This is a genomic window from Idiomarina xiamenensis 10-D-4, from assembly GCF_000299895.1.
Classification (GTDB): Bacteria; Pseudomonadota; Gammaproteobacteria; order Enterobacterales; family Alteromonadaceae; genus Idiomarina; species Idiomarina xiamenensis.
This window is the reverse complement of record NZ_AMRG01000003.1, coordinates 151,323-167,578: the sequence shown is the minus strand read 5'-3', so window position 1 is coordinate 167,578 and position 16,256 is coordinate 151,323. Positions and strand designations below refer to the sequence as shown.

General features: G+C 51.5%; 12 protein-coding genes. 10 read left to right on the top strand and 2 right to left on the bottom strand.

Annotation, left to right across the window (positions count from 1 at the left end):
* Positions 1-83: 83 nt before the first annotated feature.
* Positions 84-953 (bottom strand): LysR family transcriptional regulator, encoded by an 870-nt coding sequence (locus A10D4_RS03300; protein WP_008487726.1) that lies wholly within the window; start codon positions 951-953, stop codon positions 84-86.
* 109 nt (positions 954-1,062) lie between these two features.
* On the opposite strand from A10D4_RS03300, the gene A10D4_RS03295 reads away from it, so the two are divergent.
* Both A10D4_RS03295 and A10D4_RS03290 read left to right on the top strand, forming a co-directional pair.
* Positions 1,063-2,595: an NADH-quinone oxidoreductase subunit L gene (locus A10D4_RS03295; RefSeq protein WP_008487725.1), complete on the top strand. Its 1,533-nt coding sequence runs from the start codon at positions 1,063-1,065 to the stop codon at positions 2,593-2,595.
* Positions 2,592-5,036, top strand: coding sequence for a YbcC family protein (locus tag A10D4_RS03290; protein ID WP_008487722.1), 2,445 nt, complete (start codon positions 2,592-2,594; stop codon positions 5,034-5,036). The genes A10D4_RS03295 and A10D4_RS03290 overlap by 4 nt, the downstream gene beginning before the upstream one ends.
* A 30-nt stretch (positions 5,037-5,066) precedes the next feature.
* Here A10D4_RS03290 and A10D4_RS03285 read toward each other — a convergent pair whose 3' ends face one another.
* Positions 5,067-7,247 (bottom strand): putative bifunctional diguanylate cyclase/phosphodiesterase, encoded by a 2,181-nt coding sequence (locus A10D4_RS03285; protein WP_008487721.1) that lies wholly within the window; start codon positions 7,245-7,247, stop codon positions 5,067-5,069.
* 260 nt (positions 7,248-7,507) lie between these two features.
* Here A10D4_RS03285 and mraZ point away from each other — a divergent pair, with 260 nt between their 5' ends.
* From mraZ to murD, 8 genes are all read left to right on the top strand, one after another.
* Positions 7,508-7,966 (top strand): division/cell wall cluster transcriptional repressor MraZ, encoded by a 459-nt coding sequence (mraZ, locus tag A10D4_RS03280; RefSeq protein WP_008487720.1) that lies wholly within the window; start codon positions 7,508-7,510, stop codon positions 7,964-7,966.
* Complete coding sequence (gene rsmH / locus A10D4_RS03275; protein ID WP_008487719.1) at positions 7,966-8,916, top strand: 16S rRNA (cytosine(1402)-N(4))-methyltransferase RsmH; 951 nt, start codon at positions 7,966-7,968, stop codon at positions 8,914-8,916. The genes mraZ and rsmH overlap by 1 nt, the downstream gene beginning before the upstream one ends.
* A complete protein-coding gene (ftsL, locus tag A10D4_RS03270; protein ID WP_008487718.1) occupies positions 8,906-9,223 on the top strand; it encodes a cell division protein FtsL in 318 nt (105 codons plus the stop codon). Before rsmH ends, ftsL begins: the two co-directional genes overlap by 11 nt.
* Entirely contained in the window at positions 9,214-10,944 is a 1,731-nt protein-coding gene (locus A10D4_RS03265) for a peptidoglycan glycosyltransferase FtsI (RefSeq protein ID WP_008487717.1), read from the top strand. Before ftsL ends, A10D4_RS03265 begins: the two co-directional genes overlap by 10 nt.
* Positions 10,941-12,320: a UDP-N-acetylmuramoyl-L-alanyl-D-glutamate--2,6-diaminopimelate ligase gene (locus A10D4_RS03260; RefSeq protein ID WP_008487715.1), complete on the top strand. Its 1,380-nt coding sequence runs from the start codon at positions 10,941-10,943 to the stop codon at positions 12,318-12,320. The genes A10D4_RS03265 and A10D4_RS03260 overlap by 4 nt, the downstream gene beginning before the upstream one ends.
* Before the next feature lie 64 nt (positions 12,321-12,384).
* A complete protein-coding gene (locus A10D4_RS03255) occupies positions 12,385-13,803 on the top strand; it encodes a UDP-N-acetylmuramoyl-tripeptide--D-alanyl-D-alanine ligase (RefSeq protein ID WP_008487712.1) in 1,419 nt (472 codons plus the stop codon).
* The gene (mraY, locus tag A10D4_RS03250; protein WP_008487711.1) at positions 13,797-14,876 is read left to right on the top strand and encodes a phospho-N-acetylmuramoyl-pentapeptide-transferase; all 1,080 of its coding nucleotides are present in this window, start codon (positions 13,797-13,799) and stop codon (positions 14,874-14,876) included. Before A10D4_RS03255 ends, mraY begins: the two co-directional genes overlap by 7 nt.
* A gap of 23 nt (positions 14,877-14,899) precedes the next feature.
* Entirely contained in the window at positions 14,900-16,255 is a 1,356-nt protein-coding gene (murD, locus tag A10D4_RS03245; protein WP_008487710.1) for a UDP-N-acetylmuramoyl-L-alanine--D-glutamate ligase, read from the top strand.
* Position 16,256 lies beyond the last annotated feature (1 nt).

The following is a 16,256-nucleotide window of genomic DNA, read 5'->3' as shown; positions in this document are numbered from 1 at the left end:
TTTTAGTGGTCGCTTGATCGGCATAGGCTGATCGAGCGGCTAACTAAAATACTCGCCGTTAACACCGCAATTGGCAGTCAAACTTAAGCCAATAACGTCTTCAAAATGGGTAATTCAACGTGTCGTTTGGCGGTGATGGCGTAAAAGCTTTCTGTTACCGCTTTTAAAGACGCGTAATTCTTTAGCAGCCCGGCCTGAATTTCTTGTTGCACCACGATTTCGGGCACTACTGCCACCGCGCCTGCGCCACGTGCTAATAGCCGTAACATCGCCATGTCATCAACTTCGGCGTATGGTCGAACGGCAATACCATGCTGCTCGCAATATAAATCGAATTGCGTGCGCATATCGTTGTCGGGACCAGGCAATAGTACCCGCACTTTGTCCAGATCGCGTGGAAACCGCAGGTTCTCAAAGTCTCGCGTGTTGGGGCCAACAATGCATACGCCTTGTTGCGCAATCTGCTTACAGCGCCATGGCGTAGTGGAATCAGCGGCTACCGGCCGATTGGACAAGATCAAATCAAGTTTATGCACGCGCAACTGTTCTAGTAAGTCTTCAAAGTTGGACGCTTTTAACACTAATTTGATGTTGTCCTGACCGATCACTGGACGCAGGAAGTTCTCCTGAAAGTTTCGCGATAAGGTGGCGACTGCACCGATGTGTAACTTCTGCACCCGCTGATGCTCGCCGGTTTCCATGACCGACAGCAGCTCACTGCCTAAATTAAAAATGCTCTCGGCGTACTCCAGTACCAAATGGCCGACATCGGTCAACAGCAGTGTACGACCTTGGCGATGGAAAAGGTCATGCTTGAGTTGCCCTTCCAGTTGTTTGATCTGCGACGATAGCGCCGATTGCGATACGTTTAACTTTTCGGCGGCGCGAGTTAAATGACCTTCTTTGGCGACAGTCCAAAAATAATATAGGTGGTGAAAATTCAGGTTTCGCATAGCAATGTTCACTTAAATAGAACGGTTTGTGAATATCTTTCTATTTTACATCGGTTCGCGGTCACTGCAATATAGCCTGGTAGCGCCGACAATTCGCGGAGAGACAATTATGGTTTTGGCATGGAGTGGTTACCTGTTTGCCGCTATTTACGGTATAGGCTTTTTAATCAGCCTAATGAGCAATCGCCGGCATTGGTTAGTGGCTCGCATGACCACCTTCATTGCGTTGTTGGTCGATATTATCGTACCTATCGTGGCCTATAGCGTTGACATGCCGCAAGCGGCCTTAACCACGGTCATGGGGCTATTAGTGGCGGTGTTGGGTTGGGTGATTGTCGATTATGCATCACGCTATCTTGATGGCGATAGCGGACAGCCACGTTTTGTTCGCGCCATGTTATTTACATTGTTCGCGGTGGCGTTACTGGTAAAAAGCGATAATTTGTTGCTGATGGCGTTGGCGTGGAGCTCAACCAGTGTCAGTTTGCATTTTTTGTTGACCCATTATCAAGAGCGCAAAGCGGCACAAATTGTCGCCCATAAAAAATTCATTGTTAGTCGTCTTGCCGATGTTTGTTTGATCATTGCCCTGAGCTTAGTTTATTACGCCTTAGGGACTTTCTCGTTGGCATCGATTAATACACAGCTAAGCGGGCTTAGCAGCTTACCCCTCAGTTTGACTGTTGCGACTTTTTTATTTGTGTTGGCGGCCATGCTAAGAACGGCGCAATTGCCGTTGCATGGCTGGTTGATTCAGGTCATGGAAGCACCGACACCAGTTTCTGCCTTGTTACACGCTGGCGTGGTCAACATGGGTGGTTTTGTACTCATTTCGTTGGCTGCCATGCTAAATCTGGCGCCGCTGTTGCAAGCGTTATTAGTCGTTGTTGGTGGTATGACTGCGGTGCTTGCTGGTTGGGTAATGATGACGCGTATTAGCATCAAGGTACGCTTGGCTTGGTCCACCTGTGCGCAAATGGGCTTTATGCTGATGGAGATCGGTTTAGGACTGTATGAGTTAGCGCTACTGCACTTGATCGCACACTCTTTCTATAAAGCCTACAATTTCCTTGCTGCTGGCGAGGCGGTTGAACAGTCGGTGAGTCGCGACTATCTGCCTCAGACCGGTAGTCTCAAAGGCACCTTTGTGGCGGTATTGTTGAGCGCCGCTATGGTCATCGGAGTATTGTGGTGTTGGCAATATTGGTGGCCAGCTTTGACATTGCCGACAGCGGTATTGGCCATTCTCATCGTCGGTTTTTCGACGTTATTTTGGCACAGTTCGACAATGTCCGTCGCTGCAACCTTGCTGGGAGCGCTGCGGGTGTTGCTGTTACTACATCTGTATCTACTCTGGCATGTGCTGTTTGCCAGCATCGCGCCGGCGGCCGCACCAACCCATCCGGCCTTGCTGATTTTTGTTTGTATTGCCTTTGCGCTGCTATACGCGGGACAAGTCGCAATCTGTCGTTACGCCAACAGCAATACCATCAAGCGGCTTTATCCGTGGGTTTATAACGGCTTTTATTTGGACGAAACCTTTACTCGGCTGACCTTTAAACTATGGCCGGTGAAACTGAGTAGTGAATTGGCACAAACTCAGGTCAATCGTCACCAATCGACCGATGGAGAACTTGCATGACAGCCTCATCTGCCGTTGAAAGTCACCCTACAGCAGAGTTGCAAGCCGCTATTAACGCCGCTTGCGATAGCATTGCGCCAAACTGGCCATTGGACCGCATGATCGCCGTTAATCCCTACTGGTCGTGGGTAGACAAGCCCTTCACTGAGGTAGCGCATCGTTTGGCACGCTTGGCGGGCTCGCCAATGACCATGTCGCTGGCCTACTATCAGCAGCGTTGGCAAGCCGGTAAAATCAGCCCGCAAGACTTGCAACAAGCGCTAGCCGAGGCGGAGACAACGCAGAACTGGCAGCCCGAGCAACTGATTGCCGCGCTGGCAGGCGAAGATATTGAACCGATTCCGGCGCCGCTGCTCTGTGATGCGCTGGATAGTCAGCGTAATTTACGCAATGAACCGGCTTGGTGTGACACCATCACGCACCAAGTTGCGCAATTCTGTGCCGCCTATTTTGATAATGACCAAGCAGATTGGCACCCGCATAGCGACATTGGTTTATATCAAAGTTGGCGAGCAACATTAGCCCACGATCATAGCGTGGCACTGCTGATGAAAACCCCGCAAATACCCGCCTTGGCAGGGCAAATGCAGGTCGAACCGTTGGCACAAATCGACTGGGTGTTAAAGCAGTTAGCCATCCCCGCCGAACAATGGCCTGATTATTTACAAGCGGTAATGTATCGCGTTAGCGGCTGGGCATCATGGTGTGCGTATAAAAAATGGCAAGCTAACTTAATACAGCAAAGCGACGACAGCTTGTTACATTTATTAGCGATTCGAGTGAGTTGGGAATATTTAGTCGACGACAACGCGCGTCACGCCGAATCCACTTGGCAACGTTGGCAACAACAGTGGCAGCAACACTTTCACAGTTACCATGCGGATGCGACCCGTGTTCGTTTGATTTGGCAACGCGCTCATGAAATCAGTTATCAACGGCAGTTAAATCAAGCGTTATCACAGTCTGCTGTTGCAGCCACATGCGCTAAGCCAGCGCGAGTGCAGGCAGCATTTTGCATCGATGTGCGTTCAGAGGTTATCCGTCGCCATCTTGAAGCGCAATCCGAAGATATTCAAACCATCGGCTTTGCCGGCTTTTTTGGCTTACCGGTTAGCTACACGCCGATTGGAACGCAGATCAAGCGGCCACAATTGCCCGGTTTGCTGGCGCCGATGTATTCGCTTAGCGACAGTGTAGGCTCGGCGCAAACCGATGCCAGCATTGCGCAGCAGCGCCGTAAAACACTACAGCGACAATCGCAGTGGCTACCGTTCAACAGTATGCCAGCATCAAATTTTACCTTGGTTGAAGCACTGGGGCTGGGCTACATCGGTAAGTTAATCAAGCGGGTACTGCCATTGCATAAGCAGGCCGATACCGCACCGGGGCTATCGACAACTCGTCTGGCGCAGCTACGACCGTTATTAAATGCTGATTTGGAACATAAGCTGACGTTAGCTGAAAATGCGTTAATAGGCTTAGGTTTAGTGGGGCAGTTTGGTGAGCTGGTGTTGCTGGTGGGACATGGTAGTGAAAACGCCAATAACCCACAGCGGGCAGGGTTAGACTGCGGTGCTTGCTGCGGTCAAAGCGGTGACGTTAATGCACGCGCGTTAGCGCAATTATTAAACGATAAGGAACTGCGTCAAGCATTGTCACAACGCGACATCCATATTCCCGAGCAGACATGCTTTGTGGCGGCACGACACAATACCACCACCGATGAACTGTCGGTGCTTGATAGTGCCGACGTCCCTAAGCCTATGCAAGCGCTGCTGGCGCAGCTACAAACAACCTTCTCGGCAGCAGCGGCGGCAGCGCGAGCAGAACGCGCTCCGCAGCTTGGTTTGCAGGCTAAGGCGACAGCTCCAGCAGCACTGGCGGCGGCGTTTCAGCGACGCACTCATGATTGGGCTCAAACGCGGCCAGAGTGGGGGCTTGCCAATAATGCCGCGTTTATTATTGCGCCCCGTCAACGCAGCCGGGGTATCAAACTTGATGGTCGCGTATTCTTACATGAATATCAGAGTGAACAGGATGCCGACGGCAGTTTATTGGCACAAATCATGACAGCACCGATGATCGTCGCTAACTGGATCAACATGCAATACTACGCCTCGACGGTCGATAACTCGCGCTATGGTTCCGGTAATAAAACTCTACATAACGTGGTGGGTGGACGTATGGGCGTGTTTGAGGGCAATGGTGGTGATTTGCGCATTGGTTTGGCGCTGCAATCACTGCACGATGGTCAACGCTGGCGTCATCAGCCGTTACGCTTAACCGTGGTGATTGATGCACCACAAAGCGTTATCGGAAAAGTCATTAACGAGCAGCCCATCGTCAAACAGTTGGTCGACAATCGTTGGTTATATGTGGCGCGTTTCGAACAAGGCCAGTTAGCATTTTTTGAAGGCAATCAGTGGCTGTTGCCATACTAATTGTGTTATTGCCTGGTTTAAGGTTGCTGTTTATCCCAGTGTTTTGAAAAACGCTTGCAGCTCAGAGGCCGGCATTGGCTTGGCTAAGTAAAAGCCTTGGGCTTGCTGACAGCCAAGCTGCTTTAGCAAGGCTAATTGCTCTGGATTCTCGACACCTTCCGCGACGATGTTTAATTCTAATGACAGTGCCACTTTGATTAATGCTTCAAGCAACGACACCTGACGCTGGTCTTGTGGGCAATCTTTCAAGAAACTACGGTCGATTTTGATGCAGTCGATAGGATATTCACGCAGGTAATTCATCGATGAGTAACCGGTGCCAAAGTCGTCGATAGCCAAACTCACACCGGCCTGACGCAAGTCATGTAAGATTTTTAATTGCCGTTGGCGCTTGCGCATTAACAACGACTCGGTGATTTCAACCACCAGGCTTTGCGCAGGCATACCGACTTTGCTCAGCTCGGTGAGCCAATGTTTGCCTTTATCCGGATCATTAAATTCTCGCAAAGAACGGTTGATGGCGATGGTCAGCGGTAAACCGTTCGCCGCTAGTTGCTGCCAATCATGACACACCTGCTGTAATAGCCATTCACCCAGCTCGAGTATGGCGCCGGTGCGTTCTGCCAATGGAATAAAGTCAGCGGGTGAAATATCGCCATATTGCGGATGCCGCCAGCGGATCAATGCTTCCACCTTGGCCATACCAGCGTGTGGCTCGGCGACGTTAATGATAGGTTGATACAGCACGTAAAATTGTTGACGTTTGATACCTTCTAAAATGGCACTGTGCATCTGCATTTGTCGCTCAGCTTTGTGTCGCAGCGCTTCATTAAAGACGTAGCTGGTTTGACGACCCGATTGTTTGGCGGCATACATGGCTAAATCGGCATGCTTTAACAATGTTGAGCTACTCAAACCGTGTTGCGGAAACTGAGCGATACCAATACTGGCGCTAATGGTTAAGTTGAAACCGGCAAAAGTGAGCGACTGACGCAGTGCTTTTTGAATCGTTTTGGCGCACTGTTCGGCACTATCGTCGGTTTCGCAATGATGCAGCAACACCACAAACTCGTCACCGCCGAGCCGCGCCAGCGTATCCAAAGGAGACAGATGTTGTTGAATGCGTTGTGCCAGTTCTTTTAATAAGCGATCGCCGCTTTCGTGGCCTAGTGTGTCGTTAATTTCTTTAAAATGGTCTAAGTCTAAAAATAACACGGCAAAGCTAGTCGAGGTGTGCGTGGCTTCGTTGACACGTTGGTCGAGCTTACGAATAAAATCGGCGCGATTAGGCAATTGTGTGACGTTGTCGGTATGCGCTTGATAGGTAATGGTCGCCAACGCGTGGCGTAGCTGCTTTTGCGTGAACAACAGTTTACCGAGAAAAAAGCAAATCAGCAGATTGAGCAAGGTGCCGATAGCCAGTGTCAGCGTATAGCTTTGCCAATCCCACCAGCGCCCGCTATGCGGTACTAAACCAATTTGCCACTGACTATCAGGTAAGCTGACTTTAGCGCTAACGTACGTTTGTTGCCAAACTTGTTGGTCACCTAAGACATTGAAATAGTCAAAACTCTCGTCATTAACGTTGATGATCTTATCGAGCGTACCACGGATACTGAGGCGGTAATGTTGCTGATAATCACGATAGTCGGTGTCATTTAACAGCCGTTGAAAATCGATAACCTCGGCAATCACTCCCCACAGTTCTTGTTGATGGAATACCGGCACGCGTGCAATCAGTGCACGGCCTCCTTGGACCAGGTCGAGTGGCCCAGCAACGGTCACAGCTTGCCGCTCAATCGCGCGCTGAACAGCAGCCAATTGACTGTTGGAGCGGCGATAGTCAAAGCCAATGGCGGCCTCATTACCGGCAAGAGGATAAATATATTTGATGACAAGATCAGGCGCTAAGGCAATGTGACGAATGTGCAAGTCTTTACCAATCAGTTCTTTAGCTAAACGGGCAAAGCGCTGACCACTAATATCAGGATCAAGGCTGACTTCTGCCGCGAGTGCGCGTAGCACAATTAAATTATTGGTCAGCAAGCCCTCTAATCTAACCTGTAGCGGAGCCAGTTGTTGTAGCGCTTCGCGCTGATGACTATGAATGCTGAGCTGGCGGTCGCGCTCAGCAAAAATGATCACCAGCAACTGAATGACCAAGGCCAGAATGATGAGTTTTCGCCAATAGTTTGTTAAGGGTGTGTGCAAGTTTGTAGAACCATCGTTGTCGACTTTCGATCAAAGCGTAATGCCAATCATAGGTCTCATTGCGATATTTTGCACATTCTTCATATCCCCACAATTCTCCACGCTTTCAACAGTTTGCTAAAAATCGCCGAGAAATCACGGCTGGCGCCATGCTGAGCAGCGTTATTTTTGCTTGACAGTAGGAAAGGCGCAGACCTAGACTGTACAATTGTGGGGATTTGTGGATTTTTGTGGATCAAACTCGATCAAGTGGGGATCGTATGTTCCGTGGTGCAACAGCTATCAATATGGACGACAAAGGTCGTATCGCGATTCCATCGCGGTATCGGCAGGCTTTGTCGTTGGATTGCGATGGTAAATTGGTTTGCACTATCGACATTCAACAACCTTGCTTGTTGCTCTATCCCTTACCGGAATGGCAAATCATCGAGCAGAAGTTGACCACGCTATCCAGTATGAACCCCGCCGAGCGTCGTTTACAGCGCTTGCTTCTTGGTCACGCTGAAGACTGCGACATGGATAAAAATGGGCGTTTATTGATCGCTAGCCCATTGCGTGTGCATGCCGGTTTAGAGAAAAAACTGATGTTGGTTGGGCAACTGAACAAATTTGAAATTTGGTCAGAGAGTGCTTGGCAGCAACAAGTCTCAGCAGACATGGAAGCACAGCAAGAAGACGACTTTACCTTAAGCGAACGACTAAAAGACTTCTCATTATAATGAATTCCGCGTCACCGCAACATGTTTCGGTGCTGCTGTCAGAGGCGGTTGCAGCTCTGGCAATCAAACCGGACGGCTGTTACTTAGATGCCACCTTTGGTCGAGGTGGGCATAGCCGCGCTGTGCTCGAACAGCTGGGCAAAGATGGCCGTCTAATCGCGCTCGATCGTGACCCACAAGCGATCGCCGCTGCCCAAGCATTTTCCCACGATCCCCGATTTGCAATCTTCCATCGTCCTTTTGGCGAATTGGCTAAAGTTATCGACGAGCAGCAATTAGCCGGCCAATTCGACGGTATTTTGTTCGACCTTGGCGTGTCATCCCCACAACTTGACGACGCCGAACGCGGCTTTAGCTTTATGCGCGATGGCCCATTAGATATGCGTATGGATACCAGCAGCGGTGAAACGGCGGCAGATTGGTTAAACCGTGCAGAGGCCGACACTATTGCGCGGGTCTTAAAGGTCTATGGCGAAGAGCGCTTTGCTGGTCGTATTGCACGTGCCATCGTGCATGATCGCCAACAACAGCCGTTTACCCGCACCAAGCAGTTGGCCGATTTGATTGCCCGTGTTAGTCCCATTCGTGACAAGCATAAGCATCCGGCGACACGCAGCTTTCAGGCCATACGCATTCACGTTAACCGCGAGCTGGAGCAGATCGAAGACGCGCTGGCGGCCAGCTTGACGGCATTAAAGCATGACGGCCGACTGGTCGTGATCAGCTTTCATAGCTTAGAAGATCGCATTGTTAAGCGCTTTATGCGTCAGGCCAGCCAGCCGAAACCGATTCCGGCCGGGTTGCCGGTCACCGATCGTGAATTGAACAAAGATATTCAATTGCAATTGCTGAGCCGCGCCATCAAGCCTAGCGATGAGGAAGTTGAAGAAAATCCGCGGGCGCGCAGCTCGGTGCTGCGTATCGCGAGGAGGGTGCGTCATGAAACATAAACGCGTACCGTCCCTACTGAATATTATTCGCTACGATCTGAAGCGCCAATGGTTGGCGCTATTGTTGTTTATAACGGTATTGAGCTCAGCCTTGATGGTGATATATGTCGCGCACCTTAATCGTAATTTGATCGGTGAACGTGATCAGTTACAACAAGCGCGTGATCAACTTGACATTGAGTGGCGTCATTTAACCATCGAACAAAATGCGCTGACCGAGCACAGTCGAGTTGAGCGTATTGCACAACGGCAATTACAGATGTCGCGTCCAGAAGCAACCGAAGAGGTGCTTGTACCATGGCCTTAAAAGCGCGGCGCAAACATAATCCAGTGGGTTCACAATGGCGTTATTTAGTCGCCATTGCGGTGTTGCTCTGCGTGTTTGCCGTGTTAATCGCGCGTGCCGCTTACATTCAGGTGGTTCAGCCGGGCCAGCTTCGCCATCAGGGCGATTTACGTTCTTTGCGTGCGGCACAGACCGATGTTCAACGCGGCATGATTTTAGACCGTAATGGGCGTGAGTTGGCGGTGTCGATTCCAGTCGAAACGGTTTGGGCTGATCCGCAGCGAATTGCTGAGCAACATGGCTTTGATGACATGCGACGTTGGCAAGCATTGGCCGAGCTGTTTCGCATGAATAGCGAGGACTTACTAGCGCGCGTCGATAACCCGCAACGTCGGTTTGTCTACCTGCAACGCAAAGTCACGCCAGCCGAAGCCGACTATGTGCGTAAGTTGAATATTCCTGGCGTTTATCTGAAAACCGAATCACGGCGCTATTATCCGGCCGCCGAAATTGCTGCTCATGTGGTCGGCATTACCAACATGGATGGTAATGGCCAAGAGGGCTTGGAGCTGTTGTTTAACGAGCAGCTAACCGGCACTCCCGGTGAACGAGTTTATCGCAAGGACGCGCAAGGACGGGTTGTTGAAGAGGTGCGGGAAACCGCAGCACAACAACCCAAACAATTGACGCTCAGTATCGATAACCGGCTGCAAGCTGCCGCCTACACCGAGATAAAAAAAGCCGTGCGCTATCATCAGGCAACCTCGGGTTCGGCGGTTATTTTGGATGTCAAAACCGGTGAAGTACTGGCCATGGTCAACAGCCCGTCCTTTAACCCCAATAATCGCGACCAACTGCAACCTCACCGTTTACGCAACCGTGCGATTACCGATGCCTACGAACCTGGCTCGACGGTCAAGCCGTTAACCGTACTGACGGCGTTAGAGGCGGGCTTGGTGAAGCCTGGCGATAGTATTGATACCAGCCCTGGTTGGATGCGCTTAGGTGGTCGTCGTGTGAGCGACCCGATCAACCGTGGTGAGCTGACGATTTCAGAGATTCTGGAGCATTCCAGCAACATGGGTACCAGTAAGTTGGCGCTAAAAGTCGGTATTGACCGACTTTTACAAACCTTTGCAGAAGTCGGTTTTGGTAACGATACCGGCGTAAACATGCCGGGTGAGAGCTTTGGCATCATGCGTAATCAACGGCGTTGGTCCGACTTTGAGTTGGCAACTCTTTCATTTGGTTACGGTCTATCGGTCACGACTCTGCAACTGGCAAAGGCTTACAGTATGATTGCTAACGGTGGTATCGACCAACCACTGACGATTTTTCGTCGCGGCGAGGGTGACGCACCCGGTCGTCGTATCTTCTCTGAGAAAAATACACAAGCGGTCTTAGCGATGTTAGAAAACGTCGTTACCGACGGCAGTGCCAAAAAGGCACGTGTGCCAGGTTATCGTGTTGCCGGAAAGACGGGTACGTCACGCAAGGCTGTGGCCGGTGGTTATGGTGACGAATACGTGGCGTTGTTTGCCGGTATCGCGCCAGTCAGCGATCCGCGTATTGCGGTGGTGGTGACAATTAACGAGCCGGGCGGCGACCATTATTATGGCGGCGATGCGGCGGCTCCGGTGTTTTCTGAAATTGTTTCCGAGTCGATGCGATTATTGAATATCGCGCCGGATAATCTGGCCGATACGCAATTGCAGGTTGCCAGCCTAGGAGGTGGACAATGATCACCTTAGCGCAGTTGTTACCCGATTTTATCCTATCGTTACCCGAGCAACAGGTGACTGGGATAAAATTAGACAGTCGACAAGTGGCTGGCGGCGACTTGTTTATCGCGGTGCCGGGTTACCAAAGCGATGGACGCGATTACATTGATGCCGCCATTGACGCCGGCGCAGCCGCGATTTTTGCCGATTACAGTCACGCCGAGGTGAGTTATCGACACGGTGTTCCGATTATCCATATTCCACAATTAAAGCCGCAGCTGTCAGCCATTGCTGGACGCTTTTATCAGCAGCCCAGTGCGCGTATGCAACTGGTCGGCGTTACCGGCACTAATGGTAAGACCTCGGTCACTCATTTAATGGCGCAGTTAGCGAAACTGTGTGGTCACGCTGCCGCGGTTATTGGTACCACCGGCAGTGGTATGATTGGTCGTTTGCTGCCCGAGCAGCACACCACGCCTGATGCGGTCACGGTACAGCAGCGCTTAAATAGTTTGGCCGCAGAGGGCGCGCAACTGACGGCGATGGAAGTGTCGTCGCACGCGTTGGTGCAATGGCGTGCCGAGGCGCTGCAGTTTAAAGCGGTGGTAGCGACCAATATTAGCCGAGATCACTTGGACTATCACGGTACGCTGGAAGCCTATGCTCAAGCTAAACAACGTCTATTTAGTGAGCTAAGCAGTACCGTGCAGGTGCTCAATAGCGATGATGCTCGACTACGGGCATGGGCGTCGTTGTGCGACAACCTATGGACATACGGTTTAGCCGACGGCGACGCCGAGCATCACAGTCAGGCGCTGAATATTCGCTATCAAGATGGCAATACCTGCTTTGACTGGCAGCTTGATGGTGAGTCACTCGGTGTCAGTTCGCCGCTGTTGGGCGAGTTCAACGTTTATAATTTACTGGCCGCATTAACCGCACTGGCGGCATTGGGCTATAGTCGCCAAGCGCTAAGCCAGGCTTGTCAGCAGTTATTACCCGTGCCCGGCCGGATGGAAGGCTTTCAAGCACCGCAGCAACCGCTAGTGGTCGTTGATTACGCGCACACGCCGGACGCATTACAACAAATCCTCACTGCCGTACGCCGCCATTGTCGCGGTAAGCTTTGGTGTGTGTTTGGTTGCGGCGGTGACCGCGACCGCGGTAAACGTCCGCAGATGGGGCGGGTAGCGGCTGAACTAGCCGACCGTGTCGTGGTGACCGATGACAACCCGCGTACCGAGGACCCTCAGCAAATCGTCAACGATATCCTTACTGGTATCGGTAACCGTCAGCATGTGACGGTACAATTAGGACGTCAACAAGCGGTGTGGCAGCCGACGCTGACGATATTGTGGTGTTGGCGGGTAAAGGTCACGAAGACTATCAGGTCATAGGTCAGCAACGGATTGCCTACGATGAACGTGCGTTAGTCGCACAGTACATGGGAGGGCAATGCGCATGATCAAGGTTTCATTAAGCTGGATCGCCGAGCAAGTGCAAGGTCGCTTACAGGGTAACGACGCCAGCATCGAGGCGGTATCGACGGATACTCGCGAATTGACTCAGGGTTCGCTGTTTATTGCCTTGCGTGGCCAACATTTTGATGCTCACGAGTTTGTACCCCAAGCGATAGCTCGAGGTGCAGTGGCTGCTATTGTCGAACGGCCGCTGGCGCTCGACTGTGCGCAAATCATCGTCAGTGATTGTCGCCAAGCATTAGGGGCATTAGGCGCTGCAGTAAAACGCGAGGTGCAGCCGCGCTGCGTTGCGGTAACCGGTAGTAATGGCAAAACCAGTGTCAAAGAAATGCTGGCTGCGATACTCGCGCGCCGCGGTCAAGTATTGGCGACACAAGGTAACTTTAACAACGATATCGGTGCGCCGTTAACGCTGCTACGGCTAACCCATGCCGATCAATATGCGGTGATTGAGTTAGGCGCTAACCATCCCGGTGAGATCGCCTACACCACTCAGTTGGTGCAGCCCGATGTGGCTATTATCAATAACGTCAGCGCTGCGCATATTGAAGGCTTTGGTAGTGTCGAAGGCGTAGCTCGGGCAAAAACCGAAATTTTTCAGGGACTGCCTGAACAGGGCTTAGCGATCACGCCGTTAGCTTCCGAATTTGCCGAATACTGGCAGCGAGTAAGACAAGGCTTGCCACACCAAACCTTTGGGTTGAGCGATGACGCCGATGTTTATGCCAGCGAGGTTGAGTTGGACGAGCAAGGTATGCCCGCTTTTAATCTGCACCTGCAAGGTACTGAGCGGCGTGTTCAAGTGCAGTTACCGGGCGCTCATAATGTGCTTAATGCATTAGCCGCCGCTACCGCTGCTCATGCCCTTGGCGCCGACTTAGATGATATCGCTGCTGGCTTAGCCAGTATCCAGCCGGTGAAAGGACGTTTGAATATTTTGCCAGTCAACGATCGCTTACGGTTGATCGACGATAGCTATAACGCCAGCGTCGCGTCGACAAAAGCGGCAGTAGATTTTCTAGCGAGCTGGTCTGGACTGCGTATTTTTGTGTTGGGTGACATGGGTGAGTTAGGTCCCGAAGCACGTGCTTATCATGAAGAAGTGGGCAGCTATGCGCTGGCCAACGGTATCGACGCGTTATTTAGCTTAGGCGTGCTGAGCCAGAGTGCCAGTGATGTGTTCAGTGGGGGCAGTGAGCACTTAGCTGATAACCCATCGGGTTGTCACTTCAGTACGGTAGACAATCTGGTGCAAGCCATTCGCAAAAAATTAACCACAACAGAGGGTATGGTGACGGTGCTGGTGAAAGGCTCCCGAAGTTCGCGCATGGAGCGCGTCGTTGTTGCTCTGCAAGAGGCACTGAGCGACGCCAGTCGTGAAGGGGTGGCAACATGTTAGTTTGGTTAGCCGAGTACCTGACTCAATACATCAGCGCGTTCAATGTATTTTCGTACCTGACGCTGCGCGCCATTCTCAGCATTCTGACCGCATTGTCATTGTCGTTATGGCTCGGGCCGCGCCTGATCCGTTACTTGCAACGTTTACAAATCGGCCAGACCGTACGTGACGACGGTCCACAAAGCCATCTGAGTAAATCGGGCACACCGACCATGGGTGGTTTGCTGATTTTAGCCGCTATCTTGGTTTCGTGCTTGTTATGGGGTGACCTTGATAACCGTTATGTTTGGACGGTCATTTTTGTCATTGTTGGTTTTGGTTGGGTCGGTTTTATCGACGATTACCGCAAGGTGGTTAGAAAAGATCCGCGTGGCTTATCGGCCAAATGGAAATATTTGTGGCAATCGCTAATAGCCACCATCGCTGCGGTTTATTTATACGCACATAGTAGTGGTGTCGAAACGCAGTTGTTAGTCCCGTTCTTTAAAGAGCTAGCACCGCAGTTGGGCGCTATGTACATCCTATTGGCGTACTTTGTGGTGGTCGGCACTAGCAACGCGGTGAACTTAACCGACGGCCTTGATGGCCTAGCGATCATGCCGACCGTTATGGTTGCCGCCGCGCTAGGCATTTTTGCCTATGCCTCGGGCAACATTAAATTTGCGGAATATCTACAAATTCCGTTCTTACCGCTCAGTGGCGAATTGTTGGTGGTCTGTACCGCTATTGTTGGTGCCGGTTTGGGCTTTTTATGGTTCAACACCTATCCGGCGCAAGTGTTTATGGGCGATGTGGGATCGTTAGCGCTGGGCGCCGCGTTGGGAATTATCGCGGTATTGGTTAGACAAGAACTGGTGCTATTCATCATGGGCGGTGTGTTTGTGCTGGAAACGGTTTCTGTGATGCTGCAAGTCGGCTCCTATAAATTGCGCGGTAAACGAATTTTTCGCATGGCGCCGATTCATCACCATTACGAGTTAAAAGGTTGGCCCGAGCCACGCGTGATTGTCCGTTTTTGGATTTTATCGCTGGTATTTGTATTGATTGGTTTGGCAACGCTGAAGTTACGTTAGCCACCGATATTAAGGATTAGACGATGATTGATTGGCAGCAACAGCCACACACTGTAGTTATCGGTCTGGGACAGACCGGGCTATCGTGTGTGCGTTATTTGCTGCAACGGGGTATCGTGCCAACGGTCGCTGATACCCGTGAAACACCGCCGAATTTATCGCAATTGGCTGAGCTATGGCAGCAGTTTGGGGTTGAACCGGGCGCGCTGCATTGTGGTGAATTAACGGTCGAGTGTGTGCTGGCTGCCGATGTCATCGTGTTAAGCCCCGGCGTTGACCGTAAACTTGCGCTGTTGCAACTGGCAGCTGACGCCGGCATTACGCTGGTCGGCGATATTGAGTTATACGCGCAGGCCAGTCAACGGCCGGTGATTGCGATCACTGGCTCCAATGGTAAGTCGACGGTAACGCAATTGGTCGGTGAGTTGTTAGCGGCTGCTGGTAAACGTGCTGCTGTAGGTGGCAACATTGGTACGCCGGCGTTGTCGTTGCTGGATCAGCAAGCCGATGTCGATGTCTTGGAGCTGTCCAGTTTTCAATTGGAAAGTACCTACAGTTTGCGGCCCGACGCAGCCGTTATTTTGAATATCAGTGCCGACCATTTAGACCGCTATTTGTCGCTGGCCGACTATATCAATGCCAAACAGCGTATTTTCCAAAACGCTAAGCATATCGTCATTAATCGCGACGACAGTCATACGCGGCCGCTGCAAAAAACTCAAGCGAGTGTCAGTAGTTTTGGCCAACAGGCGGATAAACATGGCTTTTGCTTACGTGAAGAACAGGGTAGCAGTTGGCTGTGTTTAGGCAGTGAAAAACTACTACGCAGTGACGACATTGCGCTACAAGGCGTGCATAACTTGATGAACATTGCTGCCGCTCTGGCGCTGGTGCAGGCGTTGGCTATCGACGTACACAGCGTGCTCGATGCGGTGCGCGTTTTTCCGGGACTTCCACATCGCTGTCAGTTGCTCAAGCAACAACAACAAGTAGCTTGGGTGAATGACTCTAAAGCAACCAATGTCGGCGCTGCCGAGGCGGCCATTTATGGCTTACGCCCATTAGTCGCGGGCAAGTTGGTTCTGATCGCCGGCGGCGACGGTAAAGGCGCTGACTTCACGAGTTTTGCCGATGCCCTCAAACAGGTCGACGAGTTAATTACTTTGGGTCGCGATGGTCCGCGTATTGCTGAATTAAAAGCGGGTAGCCATCAAGTACAGGACTTAACTGAAGCGGTTGCTTTGGCTGCCGAGCTGGTGGGCCAGCAAGGCACGGTGTTGCTATCACCGGCTTGTGCCAGTTTTGATATGTTTAATGGCTTCGCCCATCGCGGCGAGGTATTTAGCGACAGTGTGGAGGCATGGTATGGCTCGCACTGAC

What these genes read in the sequence shown, in the direction of transcription:
- A10D4_RS03300 (WP_008487726.1), bottom strand. Translation starts at nt 953, where the DNA reads ATGCGAAACCTGAATTTTCACCACCTATATTATTTTTGGACTGTCGCC.
- mraY (WP_008487711.1), top strand. Translation starts at nt 13,797, where the DNA reads ATGTTAGTTTGGTTAGCCGAGTACCTGACTCAATACATCAGCGCGTTC.
- A10D4_RS03290 (WP_008487722.1), top strand. Translation starts at nt 2,592, where the DNA reads ATGACAGCCTCATCTGCCGTTGAAAGTCACCCTACAGCAGAGTTGCAA.
- A10D4_RS03295 (WP_008487725.1), top strand. Translation starts at nt 1,063, where the DNA reads ATGGTTTTGGCATGGAGTGGTTACCTGTTTGCCGCTATTTACGGTATA.
- A10D4_RS03265 (WP_008487717.1), top strand. Translation starts at nt 9,214, where the DNA reads ATGGCCTTAAAAGCGCGGCGCAAACATAATCCAGTGGGTTCACAATGG.
- ftsL (WP_008487718.1), top strand. Translation starts at nt 8,906, where the DNA reads ATGAAACATAAACGCGTACCGTCCCTACTGAATATTATTCGCTACGAT.
- mraZ (WP_008487720.1), top strand. Translation starts at nt 7,508, where the DNA reads ATGTTCCGTGGTGCAACAGCTATCAATATGGACGACAAAGGTCGTATC.
- murD (WP_008487710.1), top strand. Translation starts at nt 14,900, where the DNA reads ATGATTGATTGGCAGCAACAGCCACACACTGTAGTTATCGGTCTGGGA.
- rsmH (WP_008487719.1), top strand. Translation starts at nt 7,966, where the DNA reads ATGAATTCCGCGTCACCGCAACATGTTTCGGTGCTGCTGTCAGAGGCG.
- A10D4_RS03260 (WP_008487715.1), top strand. Translation starts at nt 10,941, where the DNA reads ATGATCACCTTAGCGCAGTTGTTACCCGATTTTATCCTATCGTTACCC.
- A10D4_RS03255 (WP_008487712.1), top strand. Translation starts at nt 12,385, where the DNA reads ATGATCAAGGTTTCATTAAGCTGGATCGCCGAGCAAGTGCAAGGTCGC.